Below are 20,025 nucleotides of genomic sequence, written 5' to 3'. Positions count from 1 at the left end.
TACATCATCGCTCACTGCGTTATGCATCTTGTAATTTTAGCCGCTAGTTACGGCACTTACTGCCTCGTTAACGGCAGATTTATTCTGCGCAATAAGTTGATTATATAGCGAATCAGATTGGTATTAGATTTGCTGTTACTGCTAATTTTGGGGGAGAAGATTACTCTTCGTGGCTTTAGCTGAGGTGGTTTCAAATCATTGCGAAGCCTCGTTTTATCTTATCTGCTTTGCTATAGTCGACTCCAAATTGCGGTCGCAGAGTCTGATTCGAAAAGGAGAGTTAAAATGTCGCAAGTGAGAGTAGCGATTGTTGGATGCAATGGACGAATGGGGAAAAATTTACTGGAGGCTGTGAATCATAGTGATGCTGCGATCTTGGGGGCCGCAACAGAACGACCCGGTTCCAGTTTAATTGGGATTGATGTGGGTGACTTAGCGGGTTTTGGCAAGCTGAATATAGCGATTGTCGAGAACTTGGAACGAGTGAAAGATGACATCGATGTGATTATTGATTTTACCGCCCCAGCCGTTACCTTATCTCATATTGAATGGGCTCGGGCTAACCACAAAAAGATGGTGATTGGCACCACTGGTTTTAGCGATGAACAAAAACAACAGCTAGAAGAAGCGGCTGACGATATTGCCATTATGTTTGCGCCGAATATGAGTGTTGGTGTGAACTTAGTCTTTAAGTTGTTGGAAATCGCAGCCCAAGTGATGGGAGATTACACCGACATTGAAATCATCGAAGGTCACCATCGACATAAAGTAGATGCGCCTTCGGGAACGGCTTTAGGGATGGGTGAGGTGATCGCTGACACCTTGGGCAGAGACCTGAAAAAAGTAGCCGTTTACGGTCGAGAAGGGATCACTGGCGAGCGTGATCGAGAGACGATTGGTTTTGCAACCATTCGTGCTGGAGATTTAGTGGGAGAACATACCGTGATGTTTGCCGATATTGGTGAGCGAGTTGAAATAACTCATAAAGCATCTAGTCGAATGACCTTCGCCAATGGCGCTGTAAGGGCTGCTGTGTGGTTACAAGATAAACCGTCGGGATTGTTTAATATGCGTGATGTATTAAATTTAAACGATTAAGGTTTTCTTATTGGATTTTAGAACGCCGCTTTGCGGCGTTTTTTTTTGGAGCTGAATTTAACTATCGATATAATATACTAAAATGACATTTGAAAGCGTTATCAACGAATGTTTTGAAATCGCTTTCAAGAATTATGTGCTTGATCGGCCTCACAAAGGTTATAAAAAATACAGGTAACTTACGCTGTGTTACATAAAGTTACGCTGAAGTCACAGTCCTTTTTTTGTTGAAATTCTACCTTATTGTCATCTCGTCCAATGGAAGGCGAGAACCAAAAAAATCTAAACAGAGTTGTTGAAGATTGGATTAGCAATGAGGAAAGGAAGGTTAACATGGACATAAAAATAACGAAGCTAGCAAAGCTCACCATGCCATTTATTGCGGCAGTAGCAATGATGGGTTGTGGGAGTAGTGATGAATCGAGTGGTTCAGGTAATAGTGGAGTGATTGATGGGCTGTACTCTGCCGCTGAAAATGAAGTCGTTATCTATTATAAGCGCGATGATGCACAGGCAAAGGTTAATGAATCAGCCTATGCAGGTTGGGGGCTGCATTTGTGGAATGGTGAGGGCTGTACCAGTACTGATTTGGAAGCGATGGGTGTCGCCGAAGCGGGAACGGATTGGTCTTCACCTTATCTTGCTACGGGTATTAGTGAAACTTACGGTGCCTATTATGTATTAAAAGTTGATCCCGATGCTAATGACCCATATCAGTGTATGAATTTTATTCTGCATAATGGAGATGACAAGGCATTTGGAAGTGCAAATTCAAAAGTAGAATTAACAAAATTGGGTGAGTCTCAAGGTTTATTCGGTTTTCATGGCAGTAGCGAGATTTTCTATGCGCCGATTGCCGAACGCCCGGTGGCAATTGATGGTGCTAAAGCGCACTGGGTGGATGCAAAAACCATCGCCTGGGAATCTGTTGGTAGCGCGAGTTCTTTAGAGCTACGCTATGATCTTGAAAATAAAATCGCAATGGATCCAGAAACCAAAGAAGTTAGCGGTGGTACCGCAGTTACTTTGAGTGAAGGAACCTTGAGTGATGCAGTTAAAAAGCGTTTTCCACATTTAGCGAGTTTAGCCGCGGCCAGTATTGACGTTGATGATGCAACGCTTAAAACTATTTTGAAGAGCCAAATTGTGGTGGTGGCAAAAAATGCCGAAGGGAAAGCGACCGCAGCCACTCAAGTGCAAAAAGCGGGGGTGATTGACGCTGTGTTTGTACAGGGTGACAAAGGTGCTCTGTCGGAAGAGCTCGGTGCTATTGTGAGCGATGATGGTGTGACCTTTAAGGTGTGGGCACCTACGGCGCAAAATCTAAAACTGTATCTGTATGACGACCAACTGAAGGCTTTTGGTCAGCCTGTTGTGATGACTCAAGCTGCAAACGGCGTGTGGTCGGCTCAGCAATCGGACGTCGTTGGTAAATACTATCGCTATGAAGTGACGGTTTATCATCCTACAACCAGTAACATTGAAACGCGTATGGTGACCGACCCTTACTCCTTAAGTTTGTCGGCTAATTCCGCTTATTCTCAAGTGGTTGATTTAGAGTCTACGGATTTAAAACCTACGGGTTGGGACAGTGATGAAGTACCCAAGCTAGCCAAAGATATTGACCATGTACTCTATGAATCTCATCTGCGTGATTTTAGCGCCAGTGATAGTCTTGGTACCAAGGCATACAATGGTAAGTACTTAGCTTTGACGGAAGCTGAACGGGATTCGGTAGTTCATCTTAAAGAGTTGCAACAAGCTGGATTAACCACCTTACATATTATGCCTGCCTTTGATATTGCAACAGTAGATGAAGACCCCGATAAGGTGGTGAACATCACCGATACTGTGGCTAAGCTATGTGACTTAAAACCCAGTGCTCAAGTTTGTGAGACTGCCGATAAAGGCAAAGTTATTGAAGATCTATTAGATTCTTACGACCCAACCACGGGTGACGCACAAGCACTGATGGGGGATTTACGTGCTTTAGATAGTTTTAACTGGGGTTATGACCCTTATCATTACACCGTGCCTGAAGGTAGTTACGCAACAGATGCAGAAGGCACGACTCGGATCAAAGAGTTCCGAGAAATGGTGAAGGCTACTCACGATATGGGACTGCAGGTTGTTATGGATGTAGTGTATAACCATACCAATGCTTCGGGAGTAGAGGATAAGTCGGTACTCGATAAAATTGTCCCCGGATACTATCATCGTCGAAACCCTAATACTGGCGATGTGGAAACCTCAACCTGTTGTGACAACACTGCTACCGAAAATCTGATGATGGGTAAACTCATGACCGACTCATTAGTGACTTGGGCTAAAGAGTATAAAATTGATGGTTTCCGTTTTGATTTGATGGGGCATCAGCCGAAAGATTTAATGGTTGATTCTTTGGCTGCAGTTAGAAAAGTGGATGATGATACTTATTTCTATGGGGAAGGCTGGGACTTCGGTGAAGTCTCTAATAACGCTCGTTTCGAGCAATCAACCCAATGGAATATGGCCGGCACTGGTATTGGTACCTTCTCCGATCGTTTACGCGACGCGGTACGTGGAGGGAGTCCATTTGATAGTGGTGATGGCATTCGTAAAACTCAAGGCTTTGGTAATGCGGACACGCTGAACGATCTCAATTCCGATGCGGATAGCTTCCGTGCTGATGCACTCCACAATCAAGACTTAATTCGTTTGGGAATGGCTGGCAACTTACAGAAATTTGTGTTGTTGGATGCAGAGGGGAATACCAAGCGCGGTGAAGATGTCGATTATAACGGCGCAAAAGCGGGTTATACACTGAGTCCTTCGGAAAATATCTCCTATGTTTCTAAGCACGATAACCAAACGCTTTGGGATAACAATGCCTATAAAGCGACCACTGGAACTTCCCCCGCGGATCGTGCCCGGATGCAAACGGTAAGTTTATCGACGGTGATGTTAGGTCAAGGGATCCCATTTATTCACATGGGATCTGAATTACTGCGTTCTAAGTCGATGCAACGAGATAGTTATGATTCGGGTGATTGGTTTAACCGAGTCGACTTCTCAGGTCAAAGCAATAACTGGAATGTAGGCCTACCGAGAGCCGATAAAGATGAGGCAAACTGGGACTTAATCAAGAAGATTATCGCCGACCAGACGACGCAAGTTAAGCCTGCTGATATCGCATTAACTAAAGAGCAGTTTCTTGAGTTATTAAAAATACGCTCAGGGAGTGAACTATTTAGATTGAAAGATGCGGATGCGGTTAAAGCGAGGGTTGATTTCCGCAACGTTGGTAAAGAACAGGTGCAAGGCCTGATCGTGATGTCGATTGATGATGGCACGAGTGCTGGCCCTGACTTGGATGCAAACAATGATGCGATTGTTGTGGTACTGAATGCTACAGATGAGGAGCAAAGCTTTGAAATAGCGGGTGCTAGCGGTTTTGAGTTACACCCCGTTCAGAAAAATTCTGCTGATGATGTTGTGCAAGGCGCAAGTTTCGCTAACGCAAGCTTTACTGTGCCAGCACGCACCACCGCGGTATTTGTACAACCGCAAGATGGCGCGCAAGGTGCCGGTTTACCAGTGAATACCAGTAATAAAGACTTAACCACAATACCGCCATTTAACCAGACCGTTTATGTGAAAGGTAGTATGAATGACTGGGCCGATAACGATGACTATGCCATGACCTTTAAAGGGGATGGCATCTATGAGTTGACGGTTAGTTTGAATGCCAATGATGGTTATGAGTTTAAGTTTGCTGATTCATCTTGGTCGAGCCCAAATATTGGCTGTGATTGGGCGACTCAGGCCGAAACTTCAATTAGTTTAGGTGATGCGGAAAACTGTAAATTGCCAGTAAGCGAAGACGGTCTGTATAAGTTCACTTTAGATGCGAAATATGTACAAACTGACAGTGAGGATGATAAAGCGATTGTTTCAGTAACAAAATCTGAGCAAAGCTTAACTCCAACTTATAGCTCCGATATTTTCTTGCGCGGAACCATTACCACTTGGGATACGCCTGCAGAGGATTCAAGTGCCAAATTTGCTTACACTGCTACTAATACTTATCGTTTGACCTTGGACCTTACGGTTGGAGATTACGAGATGAAGATTGCAGATGCAGCGTGGACCGCAGCTGTTAATTTTGGGGCAGATACTAGCGTCGCTCTAGACTCACCAGTGACTTTAGATGGCGGTAGCGCAAGTGCCAATATGAAGTTCTCGGTTACGGAAGCGGGGAGTTATACTTTCACACTTAATACCGCTAATGCGGATGCACCAGTGTTAACTGTGAGCCAATAACAAAATTTCTTAAACTGATTAATTGCCGACCCTTAAGGTCGGCTTTTTTATGCGCAATAAATTTCAGTTGGTTTACATAGTTATTACATTAATTGTTATTTGATGAATGAAGTACAGGCCCAAGACTGAATTGATAAGCTTGTGTCAGAACGTTATAAGTGAAAATCCGCTTTCTGTTTAGTAAAAGTTGTTAGAATATTTATGTGGATAATTAGCATTCTTATATTGTTGTTTTTATCAGTTTAAGTTTTCAATTGAAGTGGAAAAATTGTATTTATCGCTATTAAAGTCGTATTTTCAGCTAAATAACTTATTTTCATAAGTTTGTATAAAAAACAATAGATCTCTTGCCTTATCTCTTCTATAATCCGCGGAATTTGCCAAATTTTTATTGTGTTGGGCTAAAGTTAGGCTTTAGTTCAACTTTGTCGTATCGACAATTCTTTGTTAGGAGGTTGCCTTGAGCAAATCAGCGCTGCTGGTATTAGAAGACGGTACCGTGTTCCGTGGTACTGCAATCGGAGCCAATGGAAGTGCCGTTGGAGAAGTTGTTTTTAATACTTCGATGACCGGATATCAAGAAATTTTAACTGACCCTTCATACGCTCGCCAAATAGTCACCCTCACTTACCCCCATATTGGAAACTACGGAACAACACCTGAAGATGAAGAGTCTTCGAGTATTCATGCCTGTGGTTTAGTGATTCGTGATTTACCTTTGTTAGCGAGCAATTTCCGCAGCCAGCAAAGTTTGAGTGAATATTTAGAGTCTCGTAATGTGGTGGGGATCGCTGACATTGATACCCGTAAGTTAACCCGTATTTTACGAGAGAAAGGTGCTCAGGCGGGTTGTATTGTGGCTGGGGAAGATCTGGACCAAGCAAAAGCTCTAGCGGACGCGAAAGCTTTCCCGGGTCTAAAGGGCATGGATTTGGCTAAAGAAGTAACAACTTTGGAGTCTTATTCCTGGGCGCAAGGCAGTTGGGACTTAGTCAATGGCTTACCGGCAGACAGTGAAGATAGTAAATTTCATGTGGTTGCTTACGACTTTGGCGTGAAGCGTAATATCTTACGTATGTTAGTAGATCGGGGTTGTCGGCTTACGGTGGTGCCAGCGCAAACTTCTGCAGCAGAGGTTTTAGCACTGAATCCCGATGGCATCTTCTTATCAAACGGCCCCGGTGATCCAGAGCCATGTGATTATGCCATTGCGGCGGTTCAACGCTTCCTCGAAACAGATATCCCCGTATTTGGGATCTGTTTAGGTCATCAAATTCTTGCTTTAGCCAGTGGCGCTAAAACCGTGAAGATGAAATTTGGTCATCATGGTGGGAACCATCCGGTGAAAGACATTGAGCAGAATCGAGTCATGATTACCGCACAAAACCACGGTTTTGCCGTTGACGAAAAAACCTTGCCAGATACGCTAACAATGACCCACTTCTCACTGTTTGACCAAAGCTTACAGGGGATTCATCGCACCGATAAGCCTGCGTTTAGTTTTCAGGGTCATCCTGAAGCGAGCCCTGGTCCGCATGATGCAGCGCCATTGTTTGACCATTTCATTGAATTAATTGAGCAGCGCCTTAACGGCCAAGCGTAGGTAGAGAGCAGCAGAACTTATGCCAAAACGTAATGATATAAAAAGCATTTTGATATTGGGCGCAGGCCCGATTGTTATCGGTCAGGCCTGTGAGTTTGACTACTCTGGTGCCCAGGCTTGTAAGGCCTTGCGTGAAGAGGGTTACCGAGTCATTTTGGTTAACTCTAACCCCGCGACCATTATGACTGACCCGGAGATGGCTGATGCCACCTACATCGAACCGATTCATTGGGAAGTTGTAGAACGAATTATCGCCAAAGAACGTCCGGATGCAGTTCTGCCGACGATGGGTGGTCAAACCGCATTGAACTGTGCGCTAGAGCTTGAGAGCAAAGGCGTACTCGAAAAATACAATGTTGAAATGATTGGTGCTACAGCGGACGCGATTGATAAAGCAGAAGATCGCAGCCGTTTCGACAAGGCTATGAAAAGTATTGGTTTAGCTTGTCCAAATGCTGGTATTGCTCATTCTATGGAAGAGGCTTACAAGGTCTTAGACGAAGTCGGCTTCCCTTGTATTATTCGACCCTCTTTCACCATGGGGGGTACCGGTGGCGGTATCGCTTATAACAAAGAAGAATTCGATGAAATTTGTACTCGAGGCTTAGACCTTTCTCCAACCAGTGAGTTATTGATTGACGAAAGTTTAATTGGTTGGAAAGAGTACGAGATGGAAGTGGTTCGTGATAAAAACGACAACTGTATCATTGTCTGTGCTATTGAAAACTTCGACCCAATGGGCGTACACACCGGTGACTCAATCACGGTTGCTCCTGCACAAACGCTTTCTGACAAAGAATACCAATTGATGCGTAATGCCTCGTTAGCGGTTTTACGCGAAATTGGCGTAGAAACGGGTGGATCTAACGTTCAGTTTGGGATTTGTCCAAACACTGGCCGTATGGTGATTATTGAGATGAACCCGCGGGTATCGCGCTCATCTGCACTCGCGTCTAAAGCAACTGGTTTCCCCATCGCAAAAATTGCAGCTAAGTTAGCCATCGGCTTTACCCTTGATGAGCTGCAAAACGATATTACCGGTGGTCAGACACCTGCGTCGTTTGAGCCTTCCATTGACTATGTAGTCACTAAAATCCCTCGCTTTAACTTTGAGAAGTTTGCTGGTGCTAACGACCGCTTAACCACCCAAATGAAGTCGGTGGGTGAGGTGATGGCGATTGGTCGTAACCAACAAGAGTCACTGCAAAAAGCGCTACGCGGCCTAGAAGTTGGGGTGGATGGTTTTGACCCGATTGTTGATTTAAATGCGCCTGATGCCATGGAAACTATTCGTCACGAATTGCAAAACGTAGGCTGTGACCGTATCTGGTATATCGCAGACGCATTCCGTGCCGGAATGAGCGTTGAAGATATCTTTGGCCTGACCAATATTGACCGTTGGTTCTTGGTACAAATTGAAGACATTATACTGCTGGAAAATCAAGTTGCCAAAGCAGGCGTTGCTAGCCTAGATGAGGCGACGATGCGCAAACTCAAACGCAAGGGCTTTGCCGATGCGCGTTTGGCAAAGCTTACTGGGGTGTCTGAGAAAGAAATTCGTAAACTACGTCACCGTTTAGAAGTGCTACCGGTTTACAAACGGGTTGATACTTGTGCCGCAGAATTTGCTACTGATACTGCGTACATGTATTCAACTTATGATGAAGAATGTGAAGCCAATCCTACGAACAATAAAAAAATCATGGTTTTAGGTGGCGGTCCTAACCGTATTGGTCAAGGTATTGAATTCGACTACTGTTGTGTTCATGCAGCGCTTGCGATGCGAGAAGATGGTTACGAAACCATTATGGTGAACTGTAACCCAGAAACGGTATCGACCGATTATGATACTTCTGACCGCTTGTACTTTGAGCCGGTCACCTTAGAAGACGTACTGGAAATTGTTCGTGTTGAGCAGCCAACTGGGGTGATTGTGCAGTATGGTGGCCAAACGCCGCTTAAGCTCGCACGTGAGCTAGAAGCGGCTGGCGTGCCGATTATTGGTACTTCGCCTGACGCGATTGACCGCGCCGAAGATCGTGAGCGTTTCCAACTAGCTGTCGATCGTTTGAAGCTGAAACAGCCTGAGAATGATACGGTAACCACGACGGAAGATGCCCTTATTTCTGCAGAGCGTATTGGTTACCCCTTAGTGGTACGTCCTTCTTATGTGTTAGGCGGACGAGCCATGGAAATTGTTTATGACGAAATCGATTTACGTCGCTACTTCAAAGAAGCGGTTAGTGTATCGAATGACTCGCCGGTACTGCTTGATAGCTTCCTAAATGATGCCATTGAAATCGATATTGATGCCATTTGTGACGGTAAAGATGTGGTGATTGGCGGCATTATGGAGCACATTGAGCAAGCGGGAGTTCACTCGGGTGATTCTGCCTGTTCATTGCCTGCTTATACCTTAAGCCCACAAATTCAAGACCGAATGCGTGAACAGGTGAAAGCCTTAGCTTTAGAGCTGGGTGTGATTGGCTTAATGAATACCCAGTTTGCAGTGAAAGATGACGAAATTTACTTAATCGAAGTCAACCCTCGTGCTGCGCGCACCGTGCCATTTGTTTCTAAGGCAACTGGGGTTCCAATTGCTAAAGTGGCTGCTCGGGTTATGGCTGGTAAATCCTTAGCTGAGCAGGGCATTACTAGAGAAGTGATCCCACCTTTTTATTCTGTTAAAGAAGTGGTATTGCCGTTTAACAAATTCCACGGTGTTGACCCTATCTTAGGCCCTGAAATGCGTTCTACGGGTGAAGTGATGGGGGTAGGTGATACTTTCGCTGAAGCCTACGCTAAAGCTGAGCTAGGGATTGGCAATGACGGACCGAAGAGTGGTCGTGTGTTGTTGTCGGTGCGTAATTCCGATAAGAAGCGTGTGGCAGAGCTTGCGGCTAAGCTGGTCGAGTTGGGTTATCAACTCGATGCTACTCACGGTACAGCTGTGGCGCTTGGCGAAGCGGGTATTAATCCTCGTTTGGTGAATAAGGTACACGAAGGTCGGCCACACATTTTGGACCGTTTAAAAAATGGTGAGTACAGTTATGTCATCAATACCACTGAAGGGCGTCAATCTATCGAAGATTCTCGTCAATTGCGGCGGGCTGCTTTGGTGCAAAAAATAAACTATACCACTACCTTAAACGGGGCCTTTGCAACTTGTTTAGCACATAATGCCGATGACCGTGGTACTGTGACTTCCCTCCAAGATTTGCATAAACGTATAGTGTAATCATTAGTAATCGCGATGACTTTGGCGGTGAATCACTTCACCGCAGCTTAAAATCGCGTTACACTGCACCTATAAATAAAAGTAAATTGGCTGTCATCGACAGCCAATTTTTTTCTGTTTTTCTTGTTTGATTGAGTTAGTGAATATGAAACCTGTTCCAATGACGGTGCGCGGAGCGACGCAATTACGTGAAGAGTTAGAACATCTGAAAACGGTTGTTCGCCCTAGAATTATTGAAGATATTGCCACTGCTCGTGAGCATGGTGATTTAAAAGAAAATGCTGAATATCATGCGGCTCGCGAGCAGCAAGGTTTTTGTGAAGGCCGAATTCAAGATATTGAAGGCAAGTTGAGTAATGTTCAGGTGATTGACGTTACGAAGATAGTGAATGCTGGTAAAGTGATTTTTGGTGCCACGGTCACCTTGTTAAATGTTGAGACCGATAAAGAAGTTACCTATGGTATTGTGGGTGATGATGAGGCTGATTTTAAAAAGAATCTTATTTCAGTTAATTCACCAATTGCCAGAGCGTTGATCGGTAAAGAAATGGATGACTGTGTCAATGTGATTACCCCTGGCGGTGAAGTTGAATACGAAATTGTTAATGTTGAATATAAATAACCTAGTTATTTGATTCACTTAAACGCAGCAATTTGCTGCGTTTTTTGTTGGAGATGCGCAGTGTTAGATATTGATTACTCGAAATACGATGCTTTAATTTTTGATATGGATGGGACTTTAGTTGATTCGATGCCTGCGCATTTAGCGGCTTGGGAACAGGCCTTGGCAAAGCAAAATTTACCCGCATATATCGACTTTATCGGCCAACGAGGCGGTATGCCGACCTTAAAAATTGCCCAACAATATCAGCAGCATTTTCAGCTCACACTCGATGCTCAGCAGTTATTGATGGATAAGCGAGCCTGCTTTGAAGGCCACTGGGAACAGGTAAATAAGATAGAAGTGACTTGCCAACTCTTGGATCGTTTTAAAGGGCATAAGCGCTTTGCATTGGGAACAGGAGCCGAGCGAGTTAATATGCAGCGTATTATGGATAATTTAAATTTAACTGGACATTTTTCGGCTTTGGTCAGTGCCGATGATGTGAATGCGCATAAACCCGAACCTGATACCTTTCTTGAAGCCGCAAGGCGGTTGAATGTGCCTGCCAAACGCTGTTTGGTGTTTGAAGATACTCCTTTTGGCTTACAGGCCGCACAAAATGCGAAAATGGATTGTGTGCTGGTGAAAGATTTTAGTTTGGCTGAGTTTGTTGCCGCAGGTTAAATAAATGCGAGCGTTTGTTGTATCAGGTGGTGATACTCGTTGACGATTTCGCTTCGTTGGCTAAGGCATATAGAGAGAATTGCTCAGCGCCATGAGCCTTTATATACTCGGTAATCGCTCGAAATTTATCGGTAAAACGGCTGCTCGTCGAGTCTGGGCAAAGAGGTGTTTTAGTTGGCAATCGATGGGAGCATACCCGCGAAAAAAGCTGGGTGTTGCTCTTAAACTAACGCGTTGTTTCTCGCATCATTGATGACTTGCTGCAGTAACCGCCATCAGAGTTGGTTAATTTCATGCAAAATAGGGTGCTAGCCAGCATCCAAGCTCAGCGTTTTCTCAAGTACTGAAATTTGCAGTATAAAAAAGCGGCTATTGCCGCTTTTTTTATTTCTTAGGTAATTCTATTTTTTGCGCTTCACTCGGGCGGTAAAGAATTAAAATGTGACCAATCACTTGGACCTTGACCGCTTCCGCCTTGCTGACGATGGTATCGGCAATTAATTGTTTCATTTCTCTGTCGTCGGTTGCAATTTTCACCTTAATCAGCTCGTGATGCGCCAAGGCGATATCAATTTCTGCTAGAATTCCTTCGGTGAGTCCATTCGACCCAAGCATCACAACTGGCTTAAGGTTATGAGCCAAGGATTTTAGGTGCTGTTTTTGTTTGTTAGTCAGTCGCATGAAACTTTCTGCTTACTCGGGGTTGAAAAAGGCACATTCTAGCGCCATCTATGGATGAATACTATTTTATAATCACTATACGGTGTGGTTTTGTAACTATAGTGGAAACTATCTGTGACCAATAAAAAACATACGGCGAGCTCCAAACGCTGGTTAACCGAACATTTTGATGATCATTATGTTCAAAAAGCTCAGAAACTTGGGCTGCGTTCTCGCGCAGTGTTTAAGATAGAAGAGATCCAAAATAAAGATAAGTTATTAAAACCTGGTATGACGGTGGTTGATTTAGGTGCCGCTCCTGGCGGTTGGTCGCAATATTGTGTTGAGCAACTGGGCTTGAATGGGCATGTAATTGCTTGCGATATCTTACCAATGGACCCGATTGCTGGCGTTGATTTCTTATGCGGAGATTTTCGTGAAGAAGACGTGTTAAATGCTCTGCTCGAACGAGTCGGTGAGAAGAAAGTAGATGTGGTGCTTTCTGATATGGCACCGAATATGAGTGGTAATAGTAATGTTGACCAATCACGAGCGATGTATCTGGTTGAGTTAGCTTTAGAGATGTGCCGGGAAGTATTAGCCCCCAAAGGCTGCTTTGTGGTGAAGGTGTTTCAAGGTGAAGGCTTTGATCGATATCTGCAAGATGTGCGTTCTATGTTCAGTAGTGTAAAAACGCGCAAACCAGATTCCTCTAGGGCTCGCTCTAGAGAGGTCTATATAGTAGCTAGTGGCTTTAAACTATAGTACGCTAGGTAATAATTCGTATTTAAATAACCGATGAGGTTTTCGTCTTGAGTGACATGGCAAAAAATCTGATTCTGTGGCTAGTGATTGCGGTTGTATTGATGTCCGTATTTCAAAGCTTTAGTCCTGATTCAAACAATGGTCGGCAAATGGATTACTCAACCTTTGTTAAGGATGTGAATCAAGAGCAGATCCGTGAAGTGAGAATTAGTGGGCAAGATATTAAAGGTACTAAGCGTACTGGCGAGCAGTTTACCACCATTATTCCTTTACACGACAAAGACTTACTAAATGATTTGATTAATCATAATGTGAAAGTGTTGGGCGAGCAGCCAGAAGAGCAAGGCATGTTGGCGCAGATCTTCATCTCGTGGTTCCCTATGTTACTGCTTATTGGGGTATGGATATTCTTCATGCGTCAAATGCAAGGCGGCGGTGGTAAAGGGGCAATGTCTTTTGGTAAAAGCAAAGCACGCTTGATGAGCGAAGATCAAATTAAGACTAATTTTGCTGACGTAGCTGGTTGTGATGAAGCAAAAGAAGAAGTTGCTGAGTTAGTCGATTACTTGCGTGACCCAACTAAATTCCAAAAACTGGGCGGAAAAATTCCCACTGGTATTTTGATGGTAGGTCCTCCTGGTACAGGTAAAACGCTACTCGCCAAAGCGATTGCTGGTGAAGCAAAAGTACCTTTCTTTACCATTTCTGGTTCAGACTTCGTTGAAATGTTTGTTGGTGTGGGTGCCTCACGGGTACGAGACATGTTTGAACAAGCTAAAAAGTCAGCGCCCTGTATTATTTTCATCGATGAAATCGATGCAGTTGGTCGCCAGCGTGGAGCTGGTCTCGGCGGCGGACATGATGAGCGTGAACAGACTTTAAACCAAATGTTAGTCGAAATGGATGGTTTTGAAGGTAACGAAGGGATTATTGTGATTGCGGCAACCAACCGCCCCGATGTACTTGACCCCGCTTTGTTACGTCCTGGTCGATTTGACCGTCAGGTCACTGTTGGTTTACCAGATATTCGCGGTCGTGAGCAGATCCTTAAAGTCCATATGCGTAAAGTGCCTTTAGGCGATGGCGTCGATCCAAGTGTCATTGCTCGTGGAACGCCTGGTTTTTCTGGTGCCGATTTGGCTAACCTGGTCAATGAAGCCGCATTATTCGCTGCTCGTGGTAGTAAGCGAGTGGTCGCCATGGAAGAGTTTGAAAAAGCCAAAGACAAAATCATGATGGGTGCTGAGCGCAAGTCAATGGTGATGACTGAAAGCGAAAAAGAAATGACAGCCTATCACGAAGCGGGTCATGCGATTGTTGGCCGCTTGGTGCCAGAGCATGATCCAGTTTATAAGGTGAGTATTATACCACGTGGCCGCGCACTGGGGGTAACCATGTACCTGCCTGAGCAGGATCGGGTGAGCCATAGTAAACAGCATCTTGAGAGCATGATCTCGAGTTTGTATGGCGGACGCCTCGCGGAGCGGATTATTTATGGTGATGAGAAAGTTTCCACAGGTGCCAGTAATGATATCGAACGCGCCACTGAAATTGCTCGTAAAATGGTGACTCAGTGGGGCCTGTCGGAATCGATGGGGCCATTGTTGTACGCTGATGAAGAAGGTGAAGTGTTCTTAGGGCGTACTGCAGCGAAAACCAAGCATATGTCCGACGATACTGCGAAAGCCATTGATCTTGAAATTCGCTCGGTCATTGATCGTAATTATCACCGTGCTGAATCCTTGCTTGCAGAAAATATAGATATTTTGCATGCCATGAAAGACACCTTGATGAAATACGAGACGATTGATGCGAAACAGATTGATGATTTGATGATGCGTAAAACGCCTCGTCCACCAGCGGATTGGGATGATGGAGACACTCCTTCTAAAGCGGATATTAAGCCAGATGACAACTCGTCTGATTCGGTAGATCAGCCTAAGTCTATGGGCGAAGATCCAGCACAGTAATTGCTCATTGAGCTATTAGCCCTGTAAGTTACTTACAGGGCTTTTTTATAAGTAAAATGATATGACACAATCCTTTCAAATTGGCCCTCACCAATTCACTCGTCCAGTTATCATGGGCATTCTTAATGTTACCCCTGATTCATTTTCAGATGGTGGTCAGTACCTCTCTAAGCAGCGGGCATTGCAGCGAGTTGAACAAATGTTGGCTGAGGGTGCCGACATTATCGATATTGGCGGGGAATCAACTCGCCCTGGCGCGCCAGCGGTGAGCCTAGAAGACGAATTAGCCCGCACCGTAGACTTAGTTGCGGCGATTAAACAGCGCTTTTCATGCCTGGTATCTATCGATACCAGCAAGGCTGAAGTGATGCGTCAAACGGTATTAAATGGCGCTGACATGATTAATGACATTTGTGCACTGAGTCAGCCTCAAGCATTGGAAGTCGCGGCAGAGCTAGCGGTACCCGTTTGCTTAATGCATATGCAAGGGCAACCAAGAACCATGCAGGCGAATCCAGAATATAAGGATGTTGTTACAGAGGTGATTGATTATCTAAAAATGCGAGTTGAGAACTGTGTAGCAGTAGGAATCGTTCGTTCTAATATAATTGTTGATCCTGGCTTTGGTTTTGGTAAGAGCGTACAGCATAATTATCAACTGTTAGCGCGCTTAGCCGAGTGTCAACAGTTGCAACTGCCAGTGTTGGCCGGTATGTCTCGTAAAAGCATGTTTGGTAAGTTGCTGGATCGGCCGACGGAACAGTTGTTGGCTGCGAGTATTGCCGGCGTTATGCTGGCTGCTGAACAAGGGGCGCAGATCTTTCGTGTGCATGATGTGCAAGCCACGGCTGACGCTTTAAAGGTTTTTTCTATGGTACAGATGAGTAAATAATGACAAGAAAATATTTTGGCACGGATGGTGTCCGCGGTAAGGTGGGTGATTACCCAATTACCCCAGAATTTGCATTAAAATTGGGTTGGGCTGCAGGGAAGGTATTGTCGAGTACTGGTACTCGAAAAGTATTAATTGGCAAAGACACGCGGATTTCTGGTTATATGTTGGAATCGGCCCTAGAAGCAGGTTTATCCGCAGCCGGTGTTCAAGCCAGTTTTGTGGGGCCTATGCCCACTCCTGCGGTGGCTTATCTAACACGCACCTTTAGAGCCGAAGCTGGCATTGTGATTAGCGCTTCACATAATCCTTATTACGATAACGGCATTAAATTTTTCTCTGCGGGTGGAACCAAGTTACCTGACGATGTTGAACTGGCGATTGAGGCAGAGTTGGACAATCCCATGACTTGTGTCGATTCAGCCAGCTTGGGGAAGGCCAGACGTATTGAAGATGCAGCTGGTCGTTATATCGAATTTTGCAAGAGTACGTTTCCTAACAAATTTAGTCTCGCGGGCTTAAAAATTGTGGTTGACTGTGCGCATGGTGCGACTTACCACATTGCGCCGAAGGTCTTCAGTGAACTGGGTGCCGAGGTTGTCGCTATTGGTAACCAACCCAATGGATTAAACATCAATGACAAGTGTGGTGCGACCGATACCCGTTTATTGGCGGAGCAAGTATTAGAGCATCAAGCAGATTTAGGAATTGCCCTCGATGGTGATGGTGACCGCGTCATGATGATTGACCAATATGGTGTCGAAGTTGATGGTGATGAGATCCTTTATATTTTAGCCAAAGATGCCCAGTTAGGTCAGCGCCTAAGCGGTGGTGTTGTGGGGACTCTGATGAGTAATTTGGCGCTTGAGCAAGCCTTTTTGGGCATGGATATTCCGTTTAGTCGAGCCAAAGTTGGTGACCGCTATGTCATGGAGCAGCTCTCAGAGAAAGGTTGGTCTTTCGGTGGAGAAAACTCAGGACATATTATTTGTTTAGGACATACCACCACCGGTGATGGTATTGTTGCCGCCTTACAAGTATTAGCGGCGATGTTGGCTCAAAAGCAAAGCCTACGTGGTTTGTTGGCTGAGCTCACTCTTTATCCTCAGTTATTGGTGAATGTTCGTTTTAAAGGCGAGTCGGATCCCTTAAATAGTGAACTGGTTAAATTAGCGCAGGCGAAAGCTGAACAACAATTGGCCGATAGTGGTCGAGTTTTATTGCGCAAGTCTGGAACCGAGCCGTTATTAAGAGTGATGGTCGAAGGGGCTGATTCAGCTCTGGTTGAACAATGTGCCAATGATATTGCCGAAGCCGTGCGCGCCGCATGTGCTTAATATTTGTTTGAAGTGCACGATATTTAAACGGTTGAACGAAGAATGTGACTTTTTTTAAGTTGTTGCTTGTATTAAACGCATAGGTTCGCTAATATCTCGCCCGCTTTGGTGACTTGTGTTTCACTAATTGACGGTCGGAATAATGACCGACCCACACTTAGGTGAAAGAGAATGTACGAAATTTTATTAGTAGTTTATTTGTTAGTGGCATTGTCGTTGATTGGTCTCGTATTGATCCAACAAGGCAAAGGCGCTGATATGGGTGCATCTTTTGGTTCCGGTGCATCTAACACAGTATTTGGTTCTTCTGGTTCAGGTAACTTCCTAACTCGTTCAACCGCTATTTGTGCAATGTTATTTATTCTTATCAGCTTGGCGTTAGGCAACCTTTCAGCCAAACAAAGTAAACAAGTTGATGAGTGGAGCGATTTGTCTCAGCCAGTTGCTGAGCAAGTAGTACCTGAAGGTGATGTACCAGCATTGCCGGCTACACCAGGTAGTGACGTTCCAAACTAGTTTAAACTGCCGAGGTGGTGGAATTGGTAGACACGCTACCTTGAGGGGGTAGTGTCCTATGGACGTGCGGGTTCAAGTCCCGCTCTCGGCACCAATAGTTATTTTTGCATCCTTGACGAGTGATTGGTATAATCTTCGGCAATTCGGACGCGGGATGGAGCAGTCTGGTAGCTCGTCGGGCTCATAACCCGAAGGTCGTCGGTTCAAATCCGGCTCCCGCAACCAACTATTCAACACCTGGTGTGAATAGTTTTTAAAGGCTCAGAAATTTAAAAGCCCCGCTTCATCGGGGCTTTTTGTTATTTTTTCGCCGCACCTTAGGTGCTAGAACTGGGCTATTACGCCCTTTTTTTGTTTCTGGAGGGAAACCTTGGCAACTGTAGAACAAAGACTCACTGACATGCTTACACCAGCGGTTGAAGCGCTAGGGTTTGAGTTGTTAGGCATCGAATACGTAAGTGCTGGCAAGCATTCTATTGTTCGTCTTTTCATCGATCATGAAGATGGGATTAATGTAGACAATTGCGCGGATGTTAGTCGACAAGCTAGCGCCATATTGGATGTAGAAGATCCAATTAGTACAGAATATAACCTTGAGGTGTCATCTCCTGGTTTAGAGCGTCCTCTGTTTAAAGCAGAGCATTATCAACGTTTTATTGGCGAAATTGTATTTATTCAATTACGTATGCCAGTGAGTAACCGTCGAAAATGGCAGGGCGAAATCATTGCTGTTGAAGACGACACCGTCGTGCTCGCAGTTGCATCAGAACAACATCGGATAGCGCTAGGCAACGTGCAAAAAGCGCATCTAGTTCCCCAATTTGATTGAAGAGGGTGAGGAATGAACAAAGAAGTCTTGTTGGTTGTTGACGCGGTATCGAATGAAAAAGCATTGCCGCGCGAGAAGATTTTTGAAGCTATGGAAGTGGCTTTAGCTACAGCAACCAAGAAAAAATACGAAGGTGATATCGAAGTTCGTGTCGATATTGACCGAAAAGACGGTAGTTTTGAAACGTTCCGTCGCTGGCGAGTGGTAGAAAATCAAGAAGCCATTGAAAATCCATATCGTGAAATCACCCTAGATGCGGCTCAATATGAAGAGCCTAGCATCGAACTTGGTGATTACGTTGAGGAACAAATTGAGTCGGTTGTATTTGACCGGATTACCACGCAAACAGCTAAGCAAGTTATTGTTCAAAAAGTACGTGAAGCAGAACGTGCTCAAGTGGTCGAACAGTACTTTGATCAAGTGAATGAATTAGTAACCGGTATTGTTAAAAAAGTAAGCCGCGAAAATATCATTGTTGATTTAGGCAACAATGCAGAAGCGGTTATCCATCGCGAAGAATCGCTACCGCGTGAAGCGTTTCGCCCCGGTGACCGAGTACGCGGTTTGCTATACGAAGTGAAGCCGGAAGCTCGCGGTGCTCAGTTATTTATGAGCCGTACTCGTCCGGAAATGTTGATTGAGTTATTCCGCATTGAAGTTCCAGAAATCGCTGAAGAGATGATCGATCTCGTCGCGGCTGCTCGTGATCCTGGTTCTCGTGCAAAAATTGCGGTGAAGAGTAATGACCGACGCATTGACCCTGTGGGTGCTTGTGTTGGTATGCGTGGTGCACGTGTTCAAGCCGTCTCGGGTGAGTTGGATAATGAGCGTGTTGATATTGTATTATGGGATGACAACGCCGCACAGTTTGCGATTAACGCAATGGCTCCAGCGGAAGTTGCTTCTATCATTGTCGACGAAGATAGCCATTCTATGGATATCGCCGTTGAACAAGATAATCTAGCTCAAGCAATTGGCCGCAACGGTCAGAATGTTCGTTTGGCTTCACAGCTTACTGGCTGGGAACTGAACGTAATGACAGTTGAAGAGGCAAATAACAAGCATCAAGCGGAAGCACAAAAAGCCATCGATACTTTTATTCAATACCTTGATATTGATGAAGAGTTTTCAACGGTACTGGCTGATGAAGGTTTTACCACTTTAGAAGAGATCGCTTACGTACCAGTGAATGAGCTGTTAAGTATTGATGGTCTTGATGAAGACACAGTTAATGCCTTGCGTGAACGAGCCAAGGCGGCATTGGTGACCGAAGCTTTAGCGAAAGAAGAGTCTTTGGATAATGCTGAGCCTAGCGAAGAATTACTCGCTCTCGAGGGAATGGAGCGCCACTTGGCATTTGTTATGGCAAGTAAGGGGATTGTGACCCTTGAAGATCTCGCAGAACAAGGGATTGATGAGCTAGAAGATATTGAAGAATTGTCGGACGAAAAAGCCGGCGAACTAATTATGGCTGCCAGACAGATTTGCTGGTTTGGCGACGAAGAATAAGGTCGACGGAGGATAATA

General features: G+C 44.9%; 14 protein-coding genes and 2 tRNA genes. 15 read left to right on the top strand and 1 reads right to left on the bottom strand.

The annotated features are described in order from the left end of the window. Positions 1 to 285 precede the first annotated feature (285 nt). The 6 genes from dapB to ACRRSX_RS16270 all read left to right on the top strand — a co-directional run bounded on the left by dapB (position 286) and on the right by ACRRSX_RS16270 (position 11,529). Positions 286 to 1,098 (top strand): 4-hydroxy-tetrahydrodipicolinate reductase, encoded by an 813-nt coding sequence (gene dapB, locus ACRRSX_RS16295; RefSeq protein ID WP_432452166.1) that lies wholly within the window; start codon positions 286 to 288, stop codon positions 1,096 to 1,098. A gap of 333 nt (positions 1,099 to 1,431) precedes the next feature. Next, positions 1,432 to 5,400 carry a pullulanase-type alpha-1,6-glucosidase gene (gene pulA / locus ACRRSX_RS16290; RefSeq protein WP_432452167.1) on the top strand — a complete coding sequence of 1,323 codons (3,969 nt, stop codon included), beginning with the start codon at positions 1,432 to 1,434 and terminating at the stop codon, positions 5,398 to 5,400. A gap of 460 nt (positions 5,401 to 5,860) precedes the next feature. Further along, on the top strand, positions 5,861 to 7,003 hold the full coding sequence (gene carA / locus ACRRSX_RS16285; protein WP_432452168.1) for a glutamine-hydrolyzing carbamoyl-phosphate synthase small subunit: 1,143 nt from the start codon (positions 5,861 to 5,863) through the stop codon (positions 7,001 to 7,003). Between the two features lie 19 nt (positions 7,004 to 7,022). Continuing rightward, on the top strand, positions 7,023 to 10,241 hold the full coding sequence (gene carB / locus ACRRSX_RS16280) for a carbamoyl-phosphate synthase large subunit (protein WP_432452169.1): 3,219 nt from the start codon (positions 7,023 to 7,025) through the stop codon (positions 10,239 to 10,241). Between the two features lie 145 nt (positions 10,242 to 10,386). Continuing rightward, positions 10,387 to 10,863, top strand: a complete 477-nt coding sequence (greA, locus tag ACRRSX_RS16275; protein ID WP_432452170.1) for a transcription elongation factor GreA — start codon at positions 10,387 to 10,389, stop codon at positions 10,861 to 10,863. A 60-nt stretch (positions 10,864 to 10,923) separates the two neighbouring features. After that, positions 10,924 to 11,529 carry an HAD family hydrolase gene (locus tag ACRRSX_RS16270; RefSeq protein ID WP_432452171.1) on the top strand — a complete coding sequence of 202 codons (606 nt, stop codon included), beginning with the start codon at positions 10,924 to 10,926 and terminating at the stop codon, positions 11,527 to 11,529. Positions 11,530 to 11,913: 384 nt separating this feature from the next. Here the strand turns inward: ACRRSX_RS16270 and yhbY are convergent, their stop codons facing one another. Next, positions 11,914 to 12,210 carry a ribosome assembly RNA-binding protein YhbY gene (yhbY, locus tag ACRRSX_RS16265; RefSeq protein ID WP_432452172.1) on the bottom strand — a complete coding sequence of 99 codons (297 nt, stop codon included), beginning with the start codon at positions 12,208 to 12,210 and terminating at the stop codon, positions 11,914 to 11,916. Between the two features lie 114 nt (positions 12,211 to 12,324). Here yhbY and rlmE point away from each other — a divergent pair, with 114 nt between their 5' ends. The 9 genes from rlmE (at position 12,325) to nusA (ending at position 20,007) form a co-directional block, all read left to right on the top strand. After that, a complete protein-coding gene (rlmE, locus tag ACRRSX_RS16260; protein WP_432452173.1) occupies positions 12,325 to 12,954 on the top strand; it encodes a 23S rRNA (uridine(2552)-2'-O)-methyltransferase RlmE in 630 nt (209 codons plus the stop codon). Between the two features lie 47 nt (positions 12,955 to 13,001). Further along, complete coding sequence (gene ftsH, locus ACRRSX_RS16255) at positions 13,002 to 14,924, top strand: ATP-dependent zinc metalloprotease FtsH (RefSeq protein WP_432452174.1); 1,923 nt, start codon at positions 13,002 to 13,004, stop codon at positions 14,922 to 14,924. A gap of 61 nt (positions 14,925 to 14,985) precedes the next feature. Then, positions 14,986 to 15,816 carry a dihydropteroate synthase gene (folP, locus tag ACRRSX_RS16250; RefSeq protein WP_432452175.1) on the top strand — a complete coding sequence of 277 codons (831 nt, stop codon included), beginning with the start codon at positions 14,986 to 14,988 and terminating at the stop codon, positions 15,814 to 15,816. Further along, positions 15,816 to 17,153 carry a phosphoglucosamine mutase gene (gene glmM, locus ACRRSX_RS16245; protein ID WP_432452176.1) on the top strand — a complete coding sequence of 446 codons (1,338 nt, stop codon included), beginning with the start codon at positions 15,816 to 15,818 and terminating at the stop codon, positions 17,151 to 17,153. Before folP ends, glmM begins: the two co-directional genes overlap by 1 nt. A gap of 171 nt (positions 17,154 to 17,324) precedes the next feature. After that, a complete protein-coding gene (gene secG, locus ACRRSX_RS16240) occupies positions 17,325 to 17,669 on the top strand; it encodes a preprotein translocase subunit SecG (protein WP_432452177.1) in 345 nt (114 codons plus the stop codon). 8 nt (positions 17,670 to 17,677) lie between these two features. Next, positions 17,678 to 17,763 (top strand) — tRNA-Leu (locus ACRRSX_RS16235). Positions 17,764 to 17,817: 54 nt separating this feature from the next. After that, a tRNA-Met gene (locus tag ACRRSX_RS16230) sits at positions 17,818 to 17,894 on the top strand. A 145-nt stretch (positions 17,895 to 18,039) separates the two neighbouring features. After that, complete coding sequence (rimP, locus tag ACRRSX_RS16225; protein WP_432452178.1) at positions 18,040 to 18,498, top strand: ribosome maturation factor RimP; 459 nt, start codon at positions 18,040 to 18,042, stop codon at positions 18,496 to 18,498. Between the two features lie 12 nt (positions 18,499 to 18,510). Further along, positions 18,511 to 20,007, top strand: a complete 1,497-nt coding sequence (gene nusA / locus ACRRSX_RS16220) for a transcription termination factor NusA (protein ID WP_432452179.1) — start codon at positions 18,511 to 18,513, stop codon at positions 20,005 to 20,007. The last annotated feature ends 18 nt before the right edge of the window (positions 20,008 to 20,025 follow it).

This window comes from Agarivorans sp. QJM3NY_30 (assembly GCF_050870855.2).
Lineage (GTDB): Bacteria > Pseudomonadota > Gammaproteobacteria > Enterobacterales > Celerinatantimonadaceae > Agarivorans.
The sequence above is the reverse complement of the archived record's forward strand: the minus strand, read 5'-3'. Positions and strand labels throughout refer to the sequence as shown.

Coding starts and splice junctions, on each gene's coding strand:
- dapB (WP_432452166.1), top strand. CDS start 286: ATGTCGCAAGTGAGAGTAGCGATTGTTGGATGCAATGGACGAATGGGG.
- pulA (WP_432452167.1), top strand. CDS start 1,432: ATGGACATAAAAATAACGAAGCTAGCAAAGCTCACCATGCCATTTATT.
- carB (WP_432452169.1), top strand. CDS start 7,023: ATGCCAAAACGTAATGATATAAAAAGCATTTTGATATTGGGCGCAGGC.
- greA (WP_432452170.1), top strand. CDS start 10,387: ATGAAACCTGTTCCAATGACGGTGCGCGGAGCGACGCAATTACGTGAA.
- yhbY (WP_432452172.1), bottom strand. CDS start 12,210: ATGCGACTGACTAACAAACAAAAACAGCACCTAAAATCCTTGGCTCAT.
- folP (WP_432452175.1), top strand. CDS start 14,986: ATGACACAATCCTTTCAAATTGGCCCTCACCAATTCACTCGTCCAGTT.
- glmM (WP_432452176.1), top strand. CDS start 15,816: ATGACAAGAAAATATTTTGGCACGGATGGTGTCCGCGGTAAGGTGGGT.
- secG (WP_432452177.1), top strand. CDS start 17,325: ATGTACGAAATTTTATTAGTAGTTTATTTGTTAGTGGCATTGTCGTTG.
- nusA (WP_432452179.1), top strand. CDS start 18,511: ATGAACAAAGAAGTCTTGTTGGTTGTTGACGCGGTATCGAATGAAAAA.